The 16761-nt window shown below is 62.7% G+C and carries 15 protein-coding genes; 8 read left to right on the forward strand and 7 right to left on the reverse strand.

Going from position 1 to position 16761, the window contains the following annotated elements; all coding sequences use genetic code 11:
- Positions 1-2: 2 nt before the first annotated feature.
- From crcB to ftsK, 4 genes are all read right to left on the reverse strand, one after another.
- On the reverse strand, positions 3-377 hold the full coding sequence (gene crcB / locus AC2CQI_RS09675; RefSeq protein WP_075804006.1) for a fluoride efflux transporter CrcB: 375 nt from the start codon (positions 375-377) through the stop codon (positions 3-5).
- Positions 374-1699, reverse strand: coding sequence for a replication-associated recombination protein A (locus tag AC2CQI_RS09680; RefSeq protein WP_075804005.1), 1326 nt, complete (start codon positions 1697-1699; stop codon positions 374-376). The genes crcB and AC2CQI_RS09680 overlap by 4 nt, the downstream gene beginning before the upstream one ends.
- 18 nt (positions 1700-1717) lie before the next feature.
- Entirely contained in the window at positions 1718-2341 is a 624-nt protein-coding gene (lolA, locus tag AC2CQI_RS09685; protein ID WP_484580016.1) for an outer membrane lipoprotein periplasmic chaperone LolA, read from the reverse strand.
- 64 nt (positions 2342-2405) lie between these two features.
- Positions 2406-4811 (reverse strand): DNA translocase FtsK, encoded by a 2406-nt coding sequence (ftsK, locus tag AC2CQI_RS09690; RefSeq protein WP_484580017.1) that lies wholly within the window; start codon positions 4809-4811, stop codon positions 2406-2408.
- Positions 4812-5163: 352 nt separating this feature from the next.
- Between ftsK and aat the strand changes: the two genes are divergently transcribed.
- From aat to infA, 3 genes are all read left to right on the forward strand, one after another.
- Complete coding sequence (gene aat, locus AC2CQI_RS09695) at positions 5164-5859, forward strand: leucyl/phenylalanyl-tRNA--protein transferase (RefSeq protein WP_075804002.1); 696 nt, start codon at positions 5164-5166, stop codon at positions 5857-5859.
- A 54-nt stretch (positions 5860-5913) separates the two neighbouring features.
- Entirely contained in the window at positions 5914-6621 is a 708-nt protein-coding gene (locus tag AC2CQI_RS09700) for an arginyltransferase (protein ID WP_075804001.1), read from the forward strand.
- Between the two features lie 102 nt (positions 6622-6723).
- Complete coding sequence (infA, locus tag AC2CQI_RS09705; protein WP_002553999.1) at positions 6724-6942, forward strand: translation initiation factor IF-1; 219 nt, start codon at positions 6724-6726, stop codon at positions 6940-6942.
- A 181-nt stretch (positions 6943-7123) separates the two neighbouring features.
- On the opposite strand, the gene clpA is transcribed toward infA, so the two are convergent.
- Positions 7124-9394, reverse strand: a complete 2271-nt coding sequence (gene clpA, locus AC2CQI_RS09710; RefSeq protein ID WP_484580018.1) for an ATP-dependent Clp protease ATP-binding subunit ClpA — start codon at positions 9392-9394, stop codon at positions 7124-7126.
- 30 nt (positions 9395-9424) lie between these two features.
- Positions 9425-9787, reverse strand: coding sequence for an ATP-dependent Clp protease adapter ClpS (gene clpS, locus AC2CQI_RS09715; RefSeq protein WP_009400967.1), 363 nt, complete (start codon positions 9785-9787; stop codon positions 9425-9427).
- A gap of 228 nt (positions 9788-10015) precedes the next feature.
- Here clpS and cspD point away from each other — a divergent pair, with 228 nt between their 5' ends.
- A complete protein-coding gene (cspD, locus tag AC2CQI_RS09720) occupies positions 10016-10267 on the forward strand; it encodes a cold shock domain-containing protein CspD (protein WP_075803302.1) in 252 nt (83 codons plus the stop codon).
- Positions 10268-10327: 60 nt separating this feature from the next.
- Here cspD and icd read toward each other — a convergent pair whose 3' ends face one another.
- A complete protein-coding gene (gene icd / locus AC2CQI_RS09725) occupies positions 10328-11584 on the reverse strand; it encodes an NADP-dependent isocitrate dehydrogenase (protein ID WP_075803211.1) in 1257 nt (418 codons plus the stop codon).
- A gap of 416 nt (positions 11585-12000) precedes the next feature.
- Between icd and AC2CQI_RS09730 the strand changes: the two genes are divergently transcribed.
- The 4 genes from AC2CQI_RS09730 to hflD all read left to right on the forward strand — a co-directional run bounded on the left by AC2CQI_RS09730 (position 12001) and on the right by hflD (position 16684).
- Positions 12001-14226 (forward strand): NADP-dependent isocitrate dehydrogenase, encoded by a 2226-nt coding sequence (locus AC2CQI_RS09730; protein ID WP_075803212.1) that lies wholly within the window; start codon positions 12001-12003, stop codon positions 14224-14226.
- Positions 14227-14430: 204 nt separating this feature from the next.
- Positions 14431-14871, forward strand: coding sequence for an NUDIX hydrolase (locus AC2CQI_RS09735; protein WP_075803213.1), 441 nt, complete (start codon positions 14431-14433; stop codon positions 14869-14871).
- 71 nt (positions 14872-14942) lie between these two features.
- Positions 14943-16067 carry a tRNA 2-thiouridine(34) synthase MnmA gene (gene mnmA / locus AC2CQI_RS09740; protein WP_484580019.1) on the forward strand — a complete coding sequence of 375 codons (1125 nt, stop codon included), beginning with the start codon at positions 14943-14945 and terminating at the stop codon, positions 16065-16067.
- Positions 16064-16684, forward strand: coding sequence for a high frequency lysogenization protein HflD (hflD, locus tag AC2CQI_RS09745; protein WP_075803215.1), 621 nt, complete (start codon positions 16064-16066; stop codon positions 16682-16684). Before mnmA ends, hflD begins: the two co-directional genes overlap by 4 nt.
- Positions 16685-16761 lie beyond the last annotated feature (77 nt).

A 16761-nucleotide genomic window follows, 5' to 3' on the forward strand; every position in this document is an offset into this window, starting at 1 on the left:
GTTCAGATTCGGGTAAGTGCCAGGCCGGCCCAGGTTGCGAGCAGGCCGCCCAGCACGCTGGCCGCGGCATAGCCGAAAGCCAGCGGCGCCTGCCCGCTTTCGAGCAGGCGCACGGTATCCAGTGAAAAGGATGAAAACGTGGTCAGGCCGCCGAGGAAGCCGACGATCAGGCCACCCCGCAGCTCGACCGGCACGTACGGACGATGCAGGAACAGTCCGTAGAGCAGGCCGATCAACAGGCAGCCAATCAGGTTGACGGCCAGCGTACCGAGATAAAAGTGTCGAGGCCAGTGGGCGTTGACCCAATTGCCGGTGGCGAAGCGCAACAGGGTGCCGGCAATCCCTCCGGCACTGACGGCAGCGATCAGTGCTATCACGGTTTTCTCCGTTGCCGCGGGCTGTTGCGGTCGAGCTCGGCCAGTTGCCGCAGCTTCTCGCCGATCTTCAGTTCAAGACCGCGCGGCACCGGCTGGTAGTACTGGCGCGGTTCGAGCTCGTCGGGGAAATAGTCCTCGCCGGCGGCATAGGCGCCCGGCTCATCGTGGGCGTAGCGGTATTCCTCGCCGTAGCCCAGCTGCTTCATCAGCTTGGTCGGGGCGTTGCGCAGGTGCAGCGGGACTTCCAGCGAACCGTGCTCCGACGCTTCGCGCAGCGCGGCCTTGAAGCCCATGTACACGGCGTTGCTCTTCGGCGCGCAAGCCAGGTAGGTGATGGCCTGGGCCACCGCCAGCTCGCCTTCCGGGCTGCCGAGGCGCTCCTGCACGTCCCAGGCCGACAGGCACAGGCTCAGGGCGCGGGGGTCGGCGTTGCCGATGTCCTCGCTGGCCATGCGCACCACGCGACGGGCCAGGTACAGCGGGTCGCAGCCGCCGTCGAGCATGCGCGCGAACCAGTACAGCGCGGCGTCCGGGTTGGAGCCACGGATGGATTTGTGCAGCGCGGAAATCTGGTCGTAGAAAGCTTCGCCGCCCTTGTCGAAGCGCCGGCGGGTATCGCCGAGCAGGCTTTGCAGGAGCTCGGCGCCGATCTCGCTGCCGTCTTCGGCCAGGTCCGAGGCGTTTTCGAGGAAGTTGAGCATGCGCCGGCCATCACCATCGGCGGCGGCCAGGAGCATGGCGAAGGCTTCGTCGGAGAGGCTCAGGTTGCGCTTGCCGAGACCGCGTTCCTCGGTGAGCGCACGCTGCACCAGGCGGCGCAGGGCTTCCTCGTCGAGGCTCTTGAGCACATAGACCCGGGCCCGCGACAGCAACGCGTTGTTCAGCTCGAACGACGGGTTCTCGGTGGTCGCCCCGATGAAGATCAGGGTGCCGTCTTCCACATAGGGCAGGAAGGCATCCTGCTGGGACTTGTTGAAGCGGTGCACCTCGTCGACGAAGAGAATGGTCCGCCGGCCATACTGTGCCGCCTGCTGCTTGGCGACTTCCACCGCCTGGCGGATCTCCTTGACCCCGGCGAGCACCGCCGAGACCGTCTCGAAATGCGCCTCGCAGAACTGCGCCAGCAGCCGCGCCAGGGTGGTCTTGCCGACCCCGGGCGGGCCCCAGAAGATCATCGAATGCAGCGCGCCCTGTTCCAGGGCCTCGCGCAGCGGCTTGCCGCGGGCCAGCAGGTGCTGCTGGCCGACGTATTCGTCCAGGTTGGCCGGGCGCATGCGCGCGGCCAGGGGCTGGGCAACCGGTTCACTGCGAAACAGGTCCATGGACGACTGGGTGACCTCTTACTCTTTGATCACGTCCGCGCCCGCCGGGACGTCGAACTTGAACTTGCTGTCCGGAATCGGCTCGCCGGCCTTGACCCCGCTGAACATGATGTTGGTGCGCTGGCCAACGCTGTCGATCAACTGCATGTCATTGATCAGGCCACGCCGGAACGACAGGCGCAGCGAGTCGAACAGGGTGTCCTTGGTCTTCGGGCGCAACTCGAAGTCCATGACCTCGCCCTGCTCCTTCGAGGTGACGTCATAGCTCTGGCCGATCTTCGAGATATCACCGGACAGCAGCAGCGCCGGGGTCTGGGTCAGGCGCTGGTCGAGCTTCTTGATGGTCGCCTGCTCCAGGTCCGGGTCCCACAGGGTGACGTTCTTGCCGTCGGACACCACCACCTGCTCCTGTGGCGCGTCGGTGTGCCAGTAGAACAGGCCCGGGCGCTTGACCGCCATCTGGCCTTTGGTTTCCTGCAGCTGGGTACCACTGGAATCCAGGGCCAGCTGGGAGAAGGTGGCGCTGATGGTCGTCGAGCGCTCGAGCAACTGGCTCAGGCGCGCCACGTCGGCTTCGGCGGCGAACACCGAGGCACTGGACAGGCTCAAAGCGGAAACCAACATCATGCGAATCAGGCGCATGGCAATCCTCGTTGCTGAATGAATGACACGGCGGGCGTCGGTGCCCGCCGTCAAAAAAGGAAGATCAGTCCCGCGACTGCCCCGGCGCTATGACTTCACGTGAACCGTTGGTGTTCATCGGGGTGACCACGCCGGCCATTTCCATCGCCTCGATCATCCGCGCGGCGCGGTTGTAGCCGATCTTCAGCTTGCGCTGAACCGCGGAAATGGAAGCACGGCGGCTTTCCAGGACGAACTGTACCGCTTCGTCGTAGAGCGCGTCGGTCTCGGCATCTTCACCGCCCTCGCCGCCGCCACCGCCATCGAAGCCGCTGCCGGCTTCTTCGACACCGTTGAGGATGTCGTCGTTGTAGTTCGGCGCGCCACGCAGCTTCCAGGCTTCCACCACGCGGTGCACTTCGTCGTCGGAGACGAAGGCGCCGTGCACGCGGATCGGCAGGCTGGTGCCCGGCGGCATGTAGAGCATGTCGCCGTGGCCGAGCAGTTGTTCGGCGCCGCCCTGGTCGATGATGGTCCGCGAGTCGATCTTGCTCGACACCTGGAACGCCATGCGCGTCGGGATGTTGGCCTTGATCAGGCCGGTGATGACGTCCACCGACGGCCGCTGGGTGGCGAGGATCAGGTGGATACCGGCGGCCCGGGCCTTCTGGGCGATACGGGCGATCAGTTCTTCGACCTTCTTGCCGACGATCATCATCATGTCGGCAAATTCGTCCACCACCACCACGATGGTCGGCAAGGTGGTCAGGGTCGGCGGCACGTCGTCCATGCTTTCGCGGCGGAACATCGGGTCGTAGATAGGCTCGCCGGCTTCCTCGGCGTCCTTGATCTTGCGGTTGAAGCCGGCCAGGTTACGCACGCCCATGGCCGCCATCAGCTTGTAGCGCCGCTCCATCTCGGCAACGCTCCAGCGCAGGGCGTTGGCGGCGTCCTTCATGTCGGTGACTACCGGGCAAAGCAAGTGCGGGATGCCTTCGTAGATCGACAGTTCGAGCATCTTCGGGTCGATCATGATGAGCTTGGCGTCTTCCGGGCCGGACTTGAACAGGATCGACAGGATCATGGCGTTCACACCCACCGACTTACCGGAACCGGTGGTACCGGCCACCAGCAGGTGGGGCATCTTGGCCAGGTCGGTGATCACCGGCTTGCCGCCGATGTCGTGACCCAGGGCCATGGTGACCGGCGACTTGGCCTCGTCGTACTGCGGCGACGACAGCACTTCGGAGAAGCGCACGATCTGCCGGTCTTCGTTGGGAATCTCGATACCCACGGTGGTCTTGCCGGGGATGACCTCGACCACACGGACACTGGTCACCGCCAGGGAGCGGGCAAGGTCCTTGGCCAGGTTGGCGATGCGGCTGACCTTCACACCGGCAGCCGGCTGGATTTCGTAGCGGGTGATGACCGGGCCCGGGTGGATCGAGTCCACCGAGACCTCGACGCCGAATTCCTTCAGCTTGATTTCCAGCAACTGGCCGACGCCGGCCAGGGACTCCGGCGAGTAGTTGACCTTCTTCTGCTCGGCCGGGTCGAGAATCGAGATCGGCGGCAGCGTGCCTTCGACGGCGCTGTCGACGAACAGCGGCACCTGTTTCTCTTTCTGCACGCGCTTGCTTGGCTCGGGGGCCTTGGCGGGCGCAGGCATGATCACCGGCGGGGTCTTGTCCTCGCGCTCGGCAACGTGCCTGGCCAGGGCTTGGTCGCGTTCGATGATGCGTTCGCGGGCCTTGGCCTGCTCGCGGCGGTCCGGCACCACCGGGGCCACCACTTCATTGACCTGCTCGTCGACCTCACGCAATTGCGCGACCAGTTTCTTGCGCTCGTTGCGCGCGCTCCACCAGCGGCTGGCGGCGCCCTGGAAGAGTTCGAAGAGGTCGAGGGTGATCTTGCCGGTGATGTCCATGACCTTGAACCACGACAGGTCGGTGAACACGGTCAGGCCGAAGAGGAACAGGGCGATGAACATCAGGGTGCTGCCCTGCACGTTCAGGGCGTTTTTCGCCAGGTCGCCGAGGCTTTCGCCCAGCGCGCCACCCGCCGAGGCCGGCAGGCTCGGCGCGGAATGGAAATGGATATGGGCCAGGGCGGCGCCGGAGAGGATCAGGAACACCAGGCCGATCAACCGCCAGGAGAACAGCCAGCCGCTCCACTGCCAGGGCTGGTGTCGCTCGCGGAAGATCTGCCAGGTCTTGATCGCCAGCAACAAGGGGAAGATATAGGCGAAGTAGCCCAGCACCATGAACAGGATGTCGGCGAAGAAGGCACCGGCACGCCCGGCGGCGTTCTGCACCTGGTCGACGTTGCTGGTGTGGCTGAAGCCCGGGTCGGCCTGGTCGTAGCTCAGCAATGCCATCCACAGATAGAGGCACAGGGCGCCCATGGCAATCAGGGCACCTTCCTTGAGCCTGTAATGCAACTGCTGGCGCCAGAGCGGCTCGGGATTGGGTGTTGCTGTGGTTTTCTTCAAAACTGGTCTATTCCTGCGCGGAAGCGCGTCCAACCGTGATTGACCAAGGGGGCCGGTCAACAAATCACTACTTTTAACATTACTGCCGATCCATCGCCATGACGCTCGGCGGAACGTGCCATGACAGGTGCACATTCCAATACAACAATTTGAGCACGCATTTTCTTTTGTGACAAAGGCTTATGCGGTGTTTTTGCATGGTTGGGACAACTGTACGGATATTAAGTTGCGCACGGGGCCAACAGCCATCATCGCCAGGGCCGCGCGGCGTCTGGCGCGGGGTTGTCCGGCGAGGCTTTTTCGGGTCATGCTGGGCGCCCTCCCCTGCCCTGCCAAACCGCGACGGACCACGATGCTGACCTGGCTGAACCGCAACACCCTGGACTTCCCGCCACTGGAGAAGGCCCTGCGCGAACCCAACGGCCTGCTTGCCGCGGGCGGCGACCTGCGCCCGGAACGCCTGGTCCAGGCCTATCGCCACGGCTGCTTCCCCTGGTACCAGGACGGCCAGCCGATTCTCTGGTGGTCACCCGACCCGCGCACGGTGATGTTCCCTGATGAGCTGCATGTGTCGCGCTCGTTGCGCAAGCTGATCCGCCAGGGCCAGTACCAGGTCAGCTTCGACCAGGACTTCCCGGCCGTGATCGCCGCCTGCGCTGCGCCGAGGGCCTATGCCGACGGCACCTGGATCACCGACAGCATGCAGGCCGCCTATGTCGAGCTGCACCGCCAGGGCCTCGCCCATTCGGTGGAAGTGCGCCGTGATGGCGAGCTGGTTGGCGGGCTGTATGGCCTGGCCATGGGCCGGCTGTTCTTTGGCGAGTCGATGTTCAGCCGGGCCGACAACGCCTCCAAGGTCGGTTTCGTCGCCCTGGTCGAGCACCTGCGCGAGGCCGGCTTCGTCCTGATCGACTGCCAGATGCCCACCGATCATTTGCACAGCCTTGGTGCCCGGGCCATCGCCAGGGCAACCTTCGCCGATTATCTGAATCAATATCTGGACCAGCCCAATCGCGCGACCTGGATCTGTACGCAGGCCGTTTGCTAGGCGAGTTTCCAGAGCTGGCTTACAATTAGTAAAAAACCTGCCGAGGGGTTGACCATGACTGAGTTGGCGCGGTTGAAGTTCTATGCCACTCAACCCCATGCCTGCAGCTACCTGCCTGACGAGCAGGCCACCACGCTGTTCCTCGACCCGAGCCAGCCAATGGACGCCACCGTCTATGCGGACCTGTCGGAAATGGGCTTTCGTCGCAGTGGCGACCATCTGTACCGGCCCCACTGCCAGAACTGCAATGCCTGCGTACCGGCACGTATTCCGGCTGCGCGCTTTTCGCCTAACCGCCAGCAGAAGCGCATCATCAAGCGCAATGCCGACCTGGTGGTGAGCCCGGCCCGCCCTTCTTTCAATGAAGAATACTTCGACCTGTACCGGCGCTATATCGAGCAGCGCCATGCCGATGGCGACATGTACCCGCCCAGTCGTGACCAGTTCTCGACGTTTCTGGTCCGCGACCTGCCGTTTTCGCGCTTCTACGAATTCCGCCTCGAAGGCCGGCTGGTCGCCGTGGCGGTAACCGACCTGCTGCCCAACGGCCTGTCAGCCGTGTACACCTTCTACGAACCGACCGAGGAAAAACGCAGCCTCGGCCGCTACGCCATTCTCTGGCAGATCGGTGAAACCTTGCGCCTTGGCCTGGATGCGGTGTACCTGGGCTACTGGATCAAGAACTGCAAAAAAATGAACTACAAGACCCAATACCGCCCTATTGAACTGCTGATCAACCAGCGCTGGGTCACCCTTAATTGAAATCCTTGGCTTGACCTCCCTTTTTCGGGCACAATGCACGCCACTTTTTGTAGCCGGGTGCTTCTGTGGCCGGCCATAACTGAACACCGAGGGCTTTACTGCATGTCGAAAGAAGACAGCTTCGAAATGGAAGGCACTGTCGTCGACACCCTGCCCAACACCATGTTCCGCGTGGAGTTGGAAAACGGGCACGTCGTAACCGCGCACATCTCCGGCAAGATGCGCAAGAACTACATCCGTATCCTGACTGGCGACAAGGTCCGCGTCGAACTGACGCCGTACGACCTGAGCAAAGGGCGCATCACCTACCGCGCCCGCTAAAAGTCGATACGAACGAAAAAGCCCGGCAGATGCCGGGCTTTTTTGTTTTTGCTGTTTTTTGGGGTGAGGCTGAGGGCCTCATCGCTGGCAAGCCAGCTCCCACAGGTATCGAGTGCACCGCCGACCCTGTGGGAGCTGGCTTGCCAGCGATGAGGCCAGCCTACCCCCACAAGATCTCCGGTCAGGCCATCTCCGCCGTGGTTTCGAAGTCGAACACCAGTTCGCCATCGCGGATGTCGACATGCACCACACCGCCATGCTCGGCCAGCTCGCCAAACAGGATCTCCTCGGCCAATGGCCGCTTGATCTTGTCCTGGATAAGCCGGGCCATCGGCCGTGCGCCCATCAGCACATCGTAACCACCGGTCGCCAGCCAGCCACGCGCCGCATCCGAGACCTCGAGCAGGACGCGCTTGTCTTCCAGTTGCGCCTGCAGCTCGGTGAGGAACTTGTCCACCACGCTCTTGATGGTTTCGTGACTGAGACGGCCGAACTGGATGATGGTGTCCAGACGGTTGCGGAACTCCGGCGTGAAGCTCTTCTTGATCACTTCCATGGAGTCGGAAGAGTGATCCTGATGCGTGAAGCCGATCGAGGCACGCGCCGCAGTTTCCGCGCCGGCGTTGGTGGTCATGATCAGGATCACGTTGCGGAAGTCCGCCTTGCGCCCGTTGTTGTCGGTCAGGGTACCGTGGTCCATCACCTGCAGTAGCAGGTTGAAGACTTCCGGGTGGGCCTTCTCGATTTCATCGAGCAGCAACACGCAATGCGGCTGCTTGGTGATCGCCTCGGTCAGCAGACCGCCCTGGTCGAAACCGACATAGCCCGGAGGCGCGCCGATCAGACGGGAAACGGTATGCCGCTCCATGTACTCGGACATGTCGAAGCGCACCAGCTCCACACCCAGGGCCTTGGCCAACTGCCGCGCCACTTCGGTCTTGCCCACCCCGGTCGGGCCGGAGAACAGGAAGGAACCGATCGGCTTGTCCGGCGCCTTGAGCCCCGCACGGGACAGCTTGATGGCGGTGGACAGGGAGTCGATAGCGGCATCCTGACCGAAGACGGTCAGCTTCAGGTCGCGCTCCAGGTTACGCAGCAGCTCCTTGTCGGAACTGGTGACGTGTTTTGGCGGAATGCGCGCGATCTTAGCGACGATGTCCTCGACCTGCGGCACTTCGATGCGCTTGACCCGCGCTTCGACCGGCTGCAGGCGCTGGTAGGCGCCGGCTTCGTCGATCACGTCGATGGCCTTGTCCGGCATGTGCCGGTCATTGATATAGCGTGCGGCCAGTTCAGCAGCGGCGCGCAGGGCTTCATCGCTGTATTCGATGCTGTGGTGCGACTCGAAGCGACCCTTCAGACCGCGCAGGATGCCCACGGTGTCTTCCACCGACGGCTCGCTGACGTCGACCTTCTGGAAGCGTCGGGCCAGGGCCCGGTCCTTCTCGAAGATGCCGCGGAATTCCTGGAAGGTGGTCGAACCGATGCAACGGATATCACCCGAGGACAGCAGCGGCTTGAGCAGGTTGGACGCATCCATCACCCCGCCCGATGCCGCGCCGGCACCGATGATGGTGTGGATTTCGTCGATGAACAGGATCGCCTGCGGGCGTTTGCGCAGCTCGCCCAGCAGCGCCTTGAAGCGCTTCTCGAAGTCACCGCGGTACTTGGTGCCCGCGAGCAGGGCACCGAGATCCAGGGAGTAGACCACGCTGTGGGACAGCAGGTCCGGCACCTGGCCGTCGACGATGCGCTTGGCCAGGCCTTCGGCGATGGCGGTCTTGCCGACACCGGCCTCACCGACCAGCAGCGGGTTGTTCTTGCGCCGACGGGCGAGAATCTGCGCCACGCGCTCGACTTCGACCTCACGCCCCACCAGCGGATCGATCCGCCCCTGGCGCGCCAGTTCGTTGAGGTTGCTGGCATAGGCGTCCAGCGGATTGCTCGACGACGAGGTTTCACCACCCTCCTCGTCCTGCATCTCCTGCTCGCCTTCCTGGTGTTCGCCGTGCCCGGGAACCTTGGAAATACCGTGGGCGATGTAGTTGACCACATCGATGCGAGCCACGCTTTGCTGCTTGAGCAGGAACACCGCCTGGCTTTCCTGCTCGCTGAAAATGGCGACCAGTACGTTGGCCCCGGTCACTTCACGCTTGCCGGAGCTCTGTACATGGAAAACGGCACGCTGCAGCACCCGCTGGAAGCCCAGGGTCGGCTGGGTTTCGCGGTCCTCGTCGTGAACGGGGATCAGTGGCGTGGTGGAGTCGATGAACTCCTGCAGATCGTGTTTGAGCTTGTCGAGATTCGCCCCGCACGCCCGCAGAACGGTGGCGGCAGCCTCGTTGTCCAGCAATGCCAGCAGAAGGTGCTCGACGGTCATGAACTCATGACGCTTCGAGCGCGCCTCCTTGAAGGCCAGATTGAGGGTGACTTCGAGCTCGCGGTTTAACATAGCTTCACCTCATACCCAAGTGGTCGGCGATTAACCGTCCTTCTCGATTTCACAGAGTAGCGGATGCTGGCTTTCCCTGGCGTATTGGTTGACCTGCATGGCCTTGGTTTCGGCGATGTCGCGGGTAAACAATCCGCAGACTGCCCGTCCCTCGGTATGGACGGCCAGCATGACCTTGGTCGCCAGCTCGCGGTTCAGGTTAAAGAACACTTCGAGCACTTCGACGACGAAATCCATCGGCGTGTAGTCATCGTTGAACAAAACCACCTTGTACATCGGTGGCGCCTGCAGCGCCGGCTTGGCTTCCTGTACCGCCAATCCGGAGCCATCGTCCTCATGCGATTGCGGGCGATCCTGATTGAATGTTAGTCGAATCTGGCTATGTGCATGCATGGAAAGAATTTCATCATTTCGACAGGTTAAGGTTGTGGGTTGGCCGCTGGAACGGCGCGGATTACGGCCCGTCGCCTGACCTTGACTATCGGTAAAACGGTGTTACAACCAATAAGAACCCACCGTGGTCAATTAGATCCGCGCAGTCAACCAGGAATTTCGCAGGTTCGTATGCGGATGGAGTGGATGATACTCCAGTGATGGAGTCCTTTGCAGAGGGATATGAGGATGGCAAGCGGTAAAGTCAAGTGGTTCAACAATGCGAAGGGTTACGGCTTCATCAATGAAGACGGAAAGACAGACGACCTGTTCGCACACTATTCGGCGATCCAGATGGACGGCTATAAAACGCTGAAAGCGGGTCAGCCGGTTCTTTTCGAAATCATTCAAGGCCCGAAGGGATTACACGCCACAGAGATCCGCTCGGCGCCTGCCACCGTGGAGGCCAAGGCTGCCGCAGCCATCACAGCAGACGCTTGAGTCTCAACAGGCTTTACGAATGAAGGCCCGCCTCATTTAACTGACGCGGGCCTTTAATCGTTACATGTGCTTGATCAGCGCTTCGCCGAAGCCGGAAGACGAGACCAGCGTCGCCCCATCCATCAGGCGTTCGAAGTCGTAGGTCACGGTCTTCGCGCGGATGGCACCGTTGGTGCCCTTGATGATCAGGTCGGCCGCCTCGGTCCAGCCGAGGTGGCGCAACATCATTTCGGCGGAGAGAATCACCGAGCCCGGGTTGACCTGGTCCTTGCCGGCGTATTTCGGCGCGGTACCGTGGGTCGCCTCGAACATGGCCACGGTGTCGGACAGGTTGGCGCCCGGCGCGATACCGATACCGCCCACCTCTGCCGCCAGGGCGTCGGACAGGTAGTCACCGTTGAGATTGAGGGTGGCGATCACGTCGTATTCGGCCGGGCGCAGGAGGATCTGCTGGAGCATGGCGTCGGCAATGGCGTCCTTGACGATGACTTCGCGGCCGGTCTTCGGGTTCTTGAACTTCATCCACGGGCCGCCGTCGAGCAGCTCGGCGCCGAATTCGTCCCGGGCGATCTCGTAGCCCCAGTCCTTGAATGCGCCTTCGGTGAACTTCATGATGTTGCCTTTATGCACGATGGTCAGCGACTTGCGGTCGTTGTCCACGACATATTGCAGGGCCTTGCGCACCAGGCGCTGGGTGCCTTCCTTCGACACCGGCTTGACGCCGATACCGCAATCCTGGTCGAAGCGGATCTTGGTGACGCCCATTTCCTCCTTGAGGAACTTGATGACCTTGTTGGCCTCGGGCGAACCGGCCTTCCACTCGATACCGGCGTAGATGTCCTCGGAGTTCTCGCGGAAGATCACCATGTCGACATCGCCTGGCTTCTTCACCGGGCTCGGCACGCCGTCGAACCACACCACCGGGCGCAGGCAGACGTAGAGATCGAGCTGCTGACGCAGGGCCACGTTCAGGGAACGGATACCGCCACCGACCGGGGTGGTCAGCGGGCCCTTGATGGAAACCACGTAATCCTTCACTGCATCGAGGGTTTCCTGGGGCAGCCAGGTGTCCTGGTCGTAGACCTGGGTGGCCTTTTCACCGGCATAGACCTCCATCCAGGAGATCTTGCGCTTGCCGCCGTAGGCCTTCTCGACCGCAGCGTCGACCACCTTGATCATCACCGGGGTGACATCGACGCCGATGCCGTCGCCCTCGATGAACGGGATGATCGGATTGTCTGGAACATTGAGAGAATGGTCTGCGTTGACGGTGATTTTGTCGCCGACTGCCGGAACCTCGATTTTCTGGTATCCCATGCTGCACTCCGCTTTTTCTTGGTTTGAAGTCATGCAATCCACTGAGCCTAACCCACTTGGCGGAGAACGGAAACCTCACGGGGAAAACCGTCACGAAGCTGAAAAAAGCTCTACATCTTTGGTCTATAAATGGCCATCCGACATGTTCGTCTTGCTGATTAGGACCAAGGAATTGGTATACTGCGCCGGTGACCCAAGGGTCACTCGGGGGCGAGACGACCGCCACAGGCCCCACGGCCCCGACAAGACTGAACTGTTACAGCAGTGCAGCCGTTTGACACTCGACTGATGCAACCCACCATCACAGCCTGGAATCCTCGACTTTCCGCTTATGGATGTGTCTGAGCGAAGCGCTTACCCTGCGCGCCCTACCGAGATTCCGAGCACGCTCAGCAAAACAGAGAGTTAACCCGAATATGTCCACCCGTTCGAAGATCATCTACACCTTCACCGACGAAGCGCCCGCCCTCGCCACCTTCTCCCTGCTGCCTATCGTCGAAGCCTTCACCGCTACCGCCGAGATCTCGGTAGAAACCCGGGACATCTCTCTCGCCGGCCGCATCCTCTCCGCCTTCCCAGAACAGCTCGGCGCCGACAAGCAAGTGGCCGATCACCTGGCGGAACTGGGCCAACTGGCGACCACGCCCGAAGCCAACATCATCAAGCTGCCGAACATCAGCGCCTCGGTTCCACAACTGAAGGCCGCGATCAAGGAGCTGCAAGGCAAGGGCTTCAACGTGCCGGACTACCCGGACACCGCGAGCAACGATGCCGAGAAGGAAGCCAAGGCGCGTTACGACCGCATCAAAGGCAGCGCCGTGAACCCGGTCCTGCGCGAAGGCAACTCCGACCGCCGCGCCCCGCTGTCGGTCAAGAACTACGCGCGCAAGCACCCGCACAAGATGGGCGCCTGGGCCGCCGACTCGAAGTCCCACGTTGCCCACATGAGCAGCGGCGACTTCTACGGCAGCGAAAAAGCAGCCCTCATCGAAGCCGATGACAGCCTGCGCATCGAACTGCTGGGCAAGGACGGCGCCACTACCGTCCTGAAAGAGAAAACTTCGGTAAAAGCCGGCGAAATCATCGATTGCGCGGTCATGAGCACCAAGGCCCTGCGCGCCTTCGTCGCCACCGAGATCGAAGATGCCAAGGCCCAGGGCGTGCTGCTGTCGGCGCACCTGAAAGCCACCATGATGAAAGTCTCCGACCCGATCATGTTCGGCCAGATCGTTGCCGAGTACTACGCTGACGCGCTGAACAAGCATGCTGCCGTACTGGAGCAGATCGGTTTCAACCTGAACAACGGTATCGGCGACCTGTACGCCCGCATCAAGACCCTGCCAGCCGACCAGCAGGCGCAGATCGAAGCCGACATCAAGGCGGTCTACGCCGTTCGTCCGGCCCTGGCCATGGTCAACTCCGACAAGGGCATCACCAACCTGCACGTACCGAGCGACGTGATCGTCGACGCCTCGATGCCGGCGATGATCCGTGACTCGGGCAAGATGTGGAACACCGAAGGCCAGTTGCAGGATACCAAGGCGCTGATCCCGGACCGTTGCTACGCCACCATCTACCAGGCCGTCATCGAAGACTGCAAGAAAAACGGTGCCTTCGATCCGACCACCATGGGCAGCGTGCCGAACGTTGGCCTGATGGCACAGAAAGCCGAAGAGTACGGCTCCCACGACAAGACCTTCCAGGCCAAGGCCGACGGCACCATCCGCGTCCTCGACAGCAAGGGCAACCTGCTGCTGCAACAGGAAGTGGAAGCGGGCGACATCTTCCGCATGTGCCAGACCAAGGACGCGCCAATCCAGGATTGGGTCAAGCTCGCGGTCAACCGCGCTCGTGCCAGCGCCACCCCGGCGATCTTCTGGCTCGACCCGCAACGCGCCCATGACGGCGTGCTGATCGAGAAGGTCCAGACCTACCTGAAGGACCACGACACCACTGGCCTGGACATCCGCGTCCTGGCACCGGTCGAGGCGATGAAGGTTTCCCTGGAGCGCATCCGCGCCGGCCAGGACACCATCTCGGTCACCGGCAACGTGCTGCGCGACTACCTGACCGACCTGTTCCCGATCATGGAACTGGGCACCAGCGCCAAGATGCTGTCGATCGTCCCGCTGATGAACAACGGCGGCCTGTTCGAAACCGGCGCCGGCGGTTCGGCGCCGAAGCACGTGCAGCAACTGGTCGAAGAAAACTTCCTGCGTTGGGACTCCCTGGGTGAGTTCCTGGCCCTGGCCGCTTCCCTGGAGCACCTGGGCAACGCCTACGCCAACCCGAAAGCCAAGGTACTGGCGGCCACCCTGGACCAGGCCACCGGCCAGTTCCTGGACAGCAACAAGTCCCCTGCGCGCAAGGTCGGCGGCATCGACAACCGCGGCAGCCACTTCTACCTGACCCTGTACTGGGCCCAGGCACTGGCTGCACAAACCGAAGACGCTGCCCTGCAGGCACGCTTCGCCCCGCTGGCCAAGGCACTGGCCGAGAACGAAGCGACCATCGTCGCCGAGCTCAACGCCGTGCAGGGCAAACCAGCTGAAATCGGTGGTTACTACTTCACCGACGTCGAGCTGACCAGCAAGGTGATGCGCCCAAGCCAGACCTTCAACAGCGCGATCGCCGCACTGTAAGAGCGTCAGCTTGAAGCAATAAAGGAAAACCCCGGCCACGCACCGGGGTTTTTTATATCAGCTGCACGCTGAACCCTGTGGGAGCTGGCTTGCCAGCGATTTGGCCGGCATTGACCAAGAGGCTGTCAGGTCCGGCCTCATCGCTGGCAAGCCAGCTCCCACAGGGTTCTTTGCAAGCCACACCTCCCTCTCAAGGAATACAAAATGACCTGGCAACCCCACATCACCGTCGCCACCGTCGTCGAAGACCAGGGCCGTTTCCTCTTCGTCGAAGAGTTCAAGGCCGGCAAGCACGTCTTCAACCAGCCCGCCGGGCACCTCGAAGCCAACGAGACCCTGCTCGAAGCCGCCCTGCGGGAAACCCTGGAAGAGACCGCCTGGGACGTCGAGCTGACCGGCGTGGTCGGCATCTACCTCTACACCGCCCCCAGCAACGGCGTGACCTACCAGCGCATCTGTTTTGCCGCCAAACCCGTCAAGCACCACACCGAGCGCGCCCTGGACAGCGATATCGTCCGCGCCGTCTGGCTGACCCGCGAAGAACTGCTCGCCGACCCGCAACGCTGGCGCAGCGAACTGGTGCCGCAATGCCTCGACGATTACCTGGCCGGCCCGCTGCACAGCCTGGATCTGATCCGCAACTGAGCGCGCCTTTCGCCTTGCAGGACGCAGCCTGATAGAATCGTCGTCTTTTTCCAGATACGCATCCCATACCTATGTCCGAAACAGCTCTTCCCGCTCCCGAAAAGACGCGCGTCATCGTCGGCATGTCCGGCGGCGTGGACTCTTCCGTTTCCGCCGTCCTGCTCATGGAGCAGGGCTACCAGGTGGAAGGCCTGTTCATGAAGAACTGGGAAGAGGACGACGGCACCGAATACTGCACCGCCCGCGAAGACCTGGCCGACGCCCAGGCCGTGTGCGACCGCATCGGCATCAAGCTGCACACCGCCAACTTCGCCGCCGAGTACTGGGATAACGTCTTCGAACATTTCCTCGAGGAATACAAGGCCGGCCGCACCCCGAATCCGGACATCCTCTGCAACCGGGAAATCAAGTTCAAGGCGTTCCTCGACTACGCCCTGTCCCTCGGCGCCGACCTGATCGCCACCGGCCACTACGTGCGTCGCCGCGATATCGACGGCCGCACCGAACTGCTCAAGGGCCTGGACCCGAACAAGGACCAGAGCTACTTCCTCCACGCCGTCGGCGGCGAGCAGATCGCCCGCACCCTGTTCCCGGTGGGCGAGCTGGAGAAGCCGGAAGTCCGCGCCATCGCCGAGAAACACGGCCTGGCGACGGCGAAGAAGAAGGATTCCACCGGCATCTGCTTTATCGGCGAGCGCCGCTTCAGCGACTTCCTCAAGCAATACCTGCCGGCCCAGCCGGGCGAGATCCAGACCACCGAAGGCGAAGTCATCGGTCGCCACCATGGCCTGATGTACCACACCATCGGCCAGCGCCAGGGCCTCGGCATCGGCGGTCTCAAGGACGCCGGCGACGAGCCGTGGTACGTGCTGGAAAAGGACCTCGCGCGCAATGTGCTGGTGGTCGGCCAGGGCAATGAACACCCATGGCTGTTCTCCCGCGCCCTGCTCGCCTCGGACATCTTCTGGGTCAACCCGGTCGACCTGTCCGCGCCGCGCCGCCTGACCGCCAAGGTGCGCTACCGCCAGAGCGACCAGGATTGCACCCTGGAGCGCACCGAAACCGGCTACCGCGCGATCTTCGACGAGCCGCAGCGTGCGGTCACCCCCGGCCAGTCCGTGGTGTTCTACGACGGTGAAGTCTGCCTCGGCGGCGGCGTGATCGAGATCGCCGAGCCGTGGAGCCCGCGCGGATGAACCAGACCCAGGAGCAATTGATTGCCCTCGGCGGCGTGTTCCAGGCCGCCGTGCTGGTGGACCGCATCGCCCGCACCGGCTCGGTCAGCGAGGCCGACGTCGGCTGCATGCTCGGCAGCCTGCTGGTCCGTGACCCCAAGGACACCCTGGAAGTCTTCGGCGGCGACGACCTCAACCTGCGCGACGGCTACCGCGCCCTGGCCAGCGCCCTGGAGCGCGACCCCGGCAGCCTGCAGCGCGAGCCGCTGCGCTACGCCCTGTCGATGCTCGGCCTGGAGCGCCAACTGGCCAAGCGTGGCGACATGCTGGAAACCATCGGCAACCGCCTGCCGCAGATCCAGTCCCAGGCCGACCATTTCGGCCTGGTTCACGAAAACGTCATCGCTTCAAGTGGCGCGCTGTACCAGGATACGTTGAGCACCCTGCGTCAGCGCATCCAGGTCCACGGCGACATGCGCCACCTGCAGCAGACCAACAACGCTTCGAAGATCCGCGCCCTGCTCCTGGCCGGCATCCGTGCCGCGCGCCTCTGGCGCCAGCTCGGCGGGCACCGCTGGCAGCTGGTGTTCAGCCGCCGCAAGCTGTTGCGCGAGCTCTATCCAATGCTTCGCGGCTGACAAATACCTTTTGTCAGCCACCCGACCCGGGCGCATTTTTCATGTATGATATGCGCCCTCTTAAAAGCCTGACTGTC

It is taken from the genome of Pseudomonas sp. P2S-1 (genome assembly GCF_057197725.1).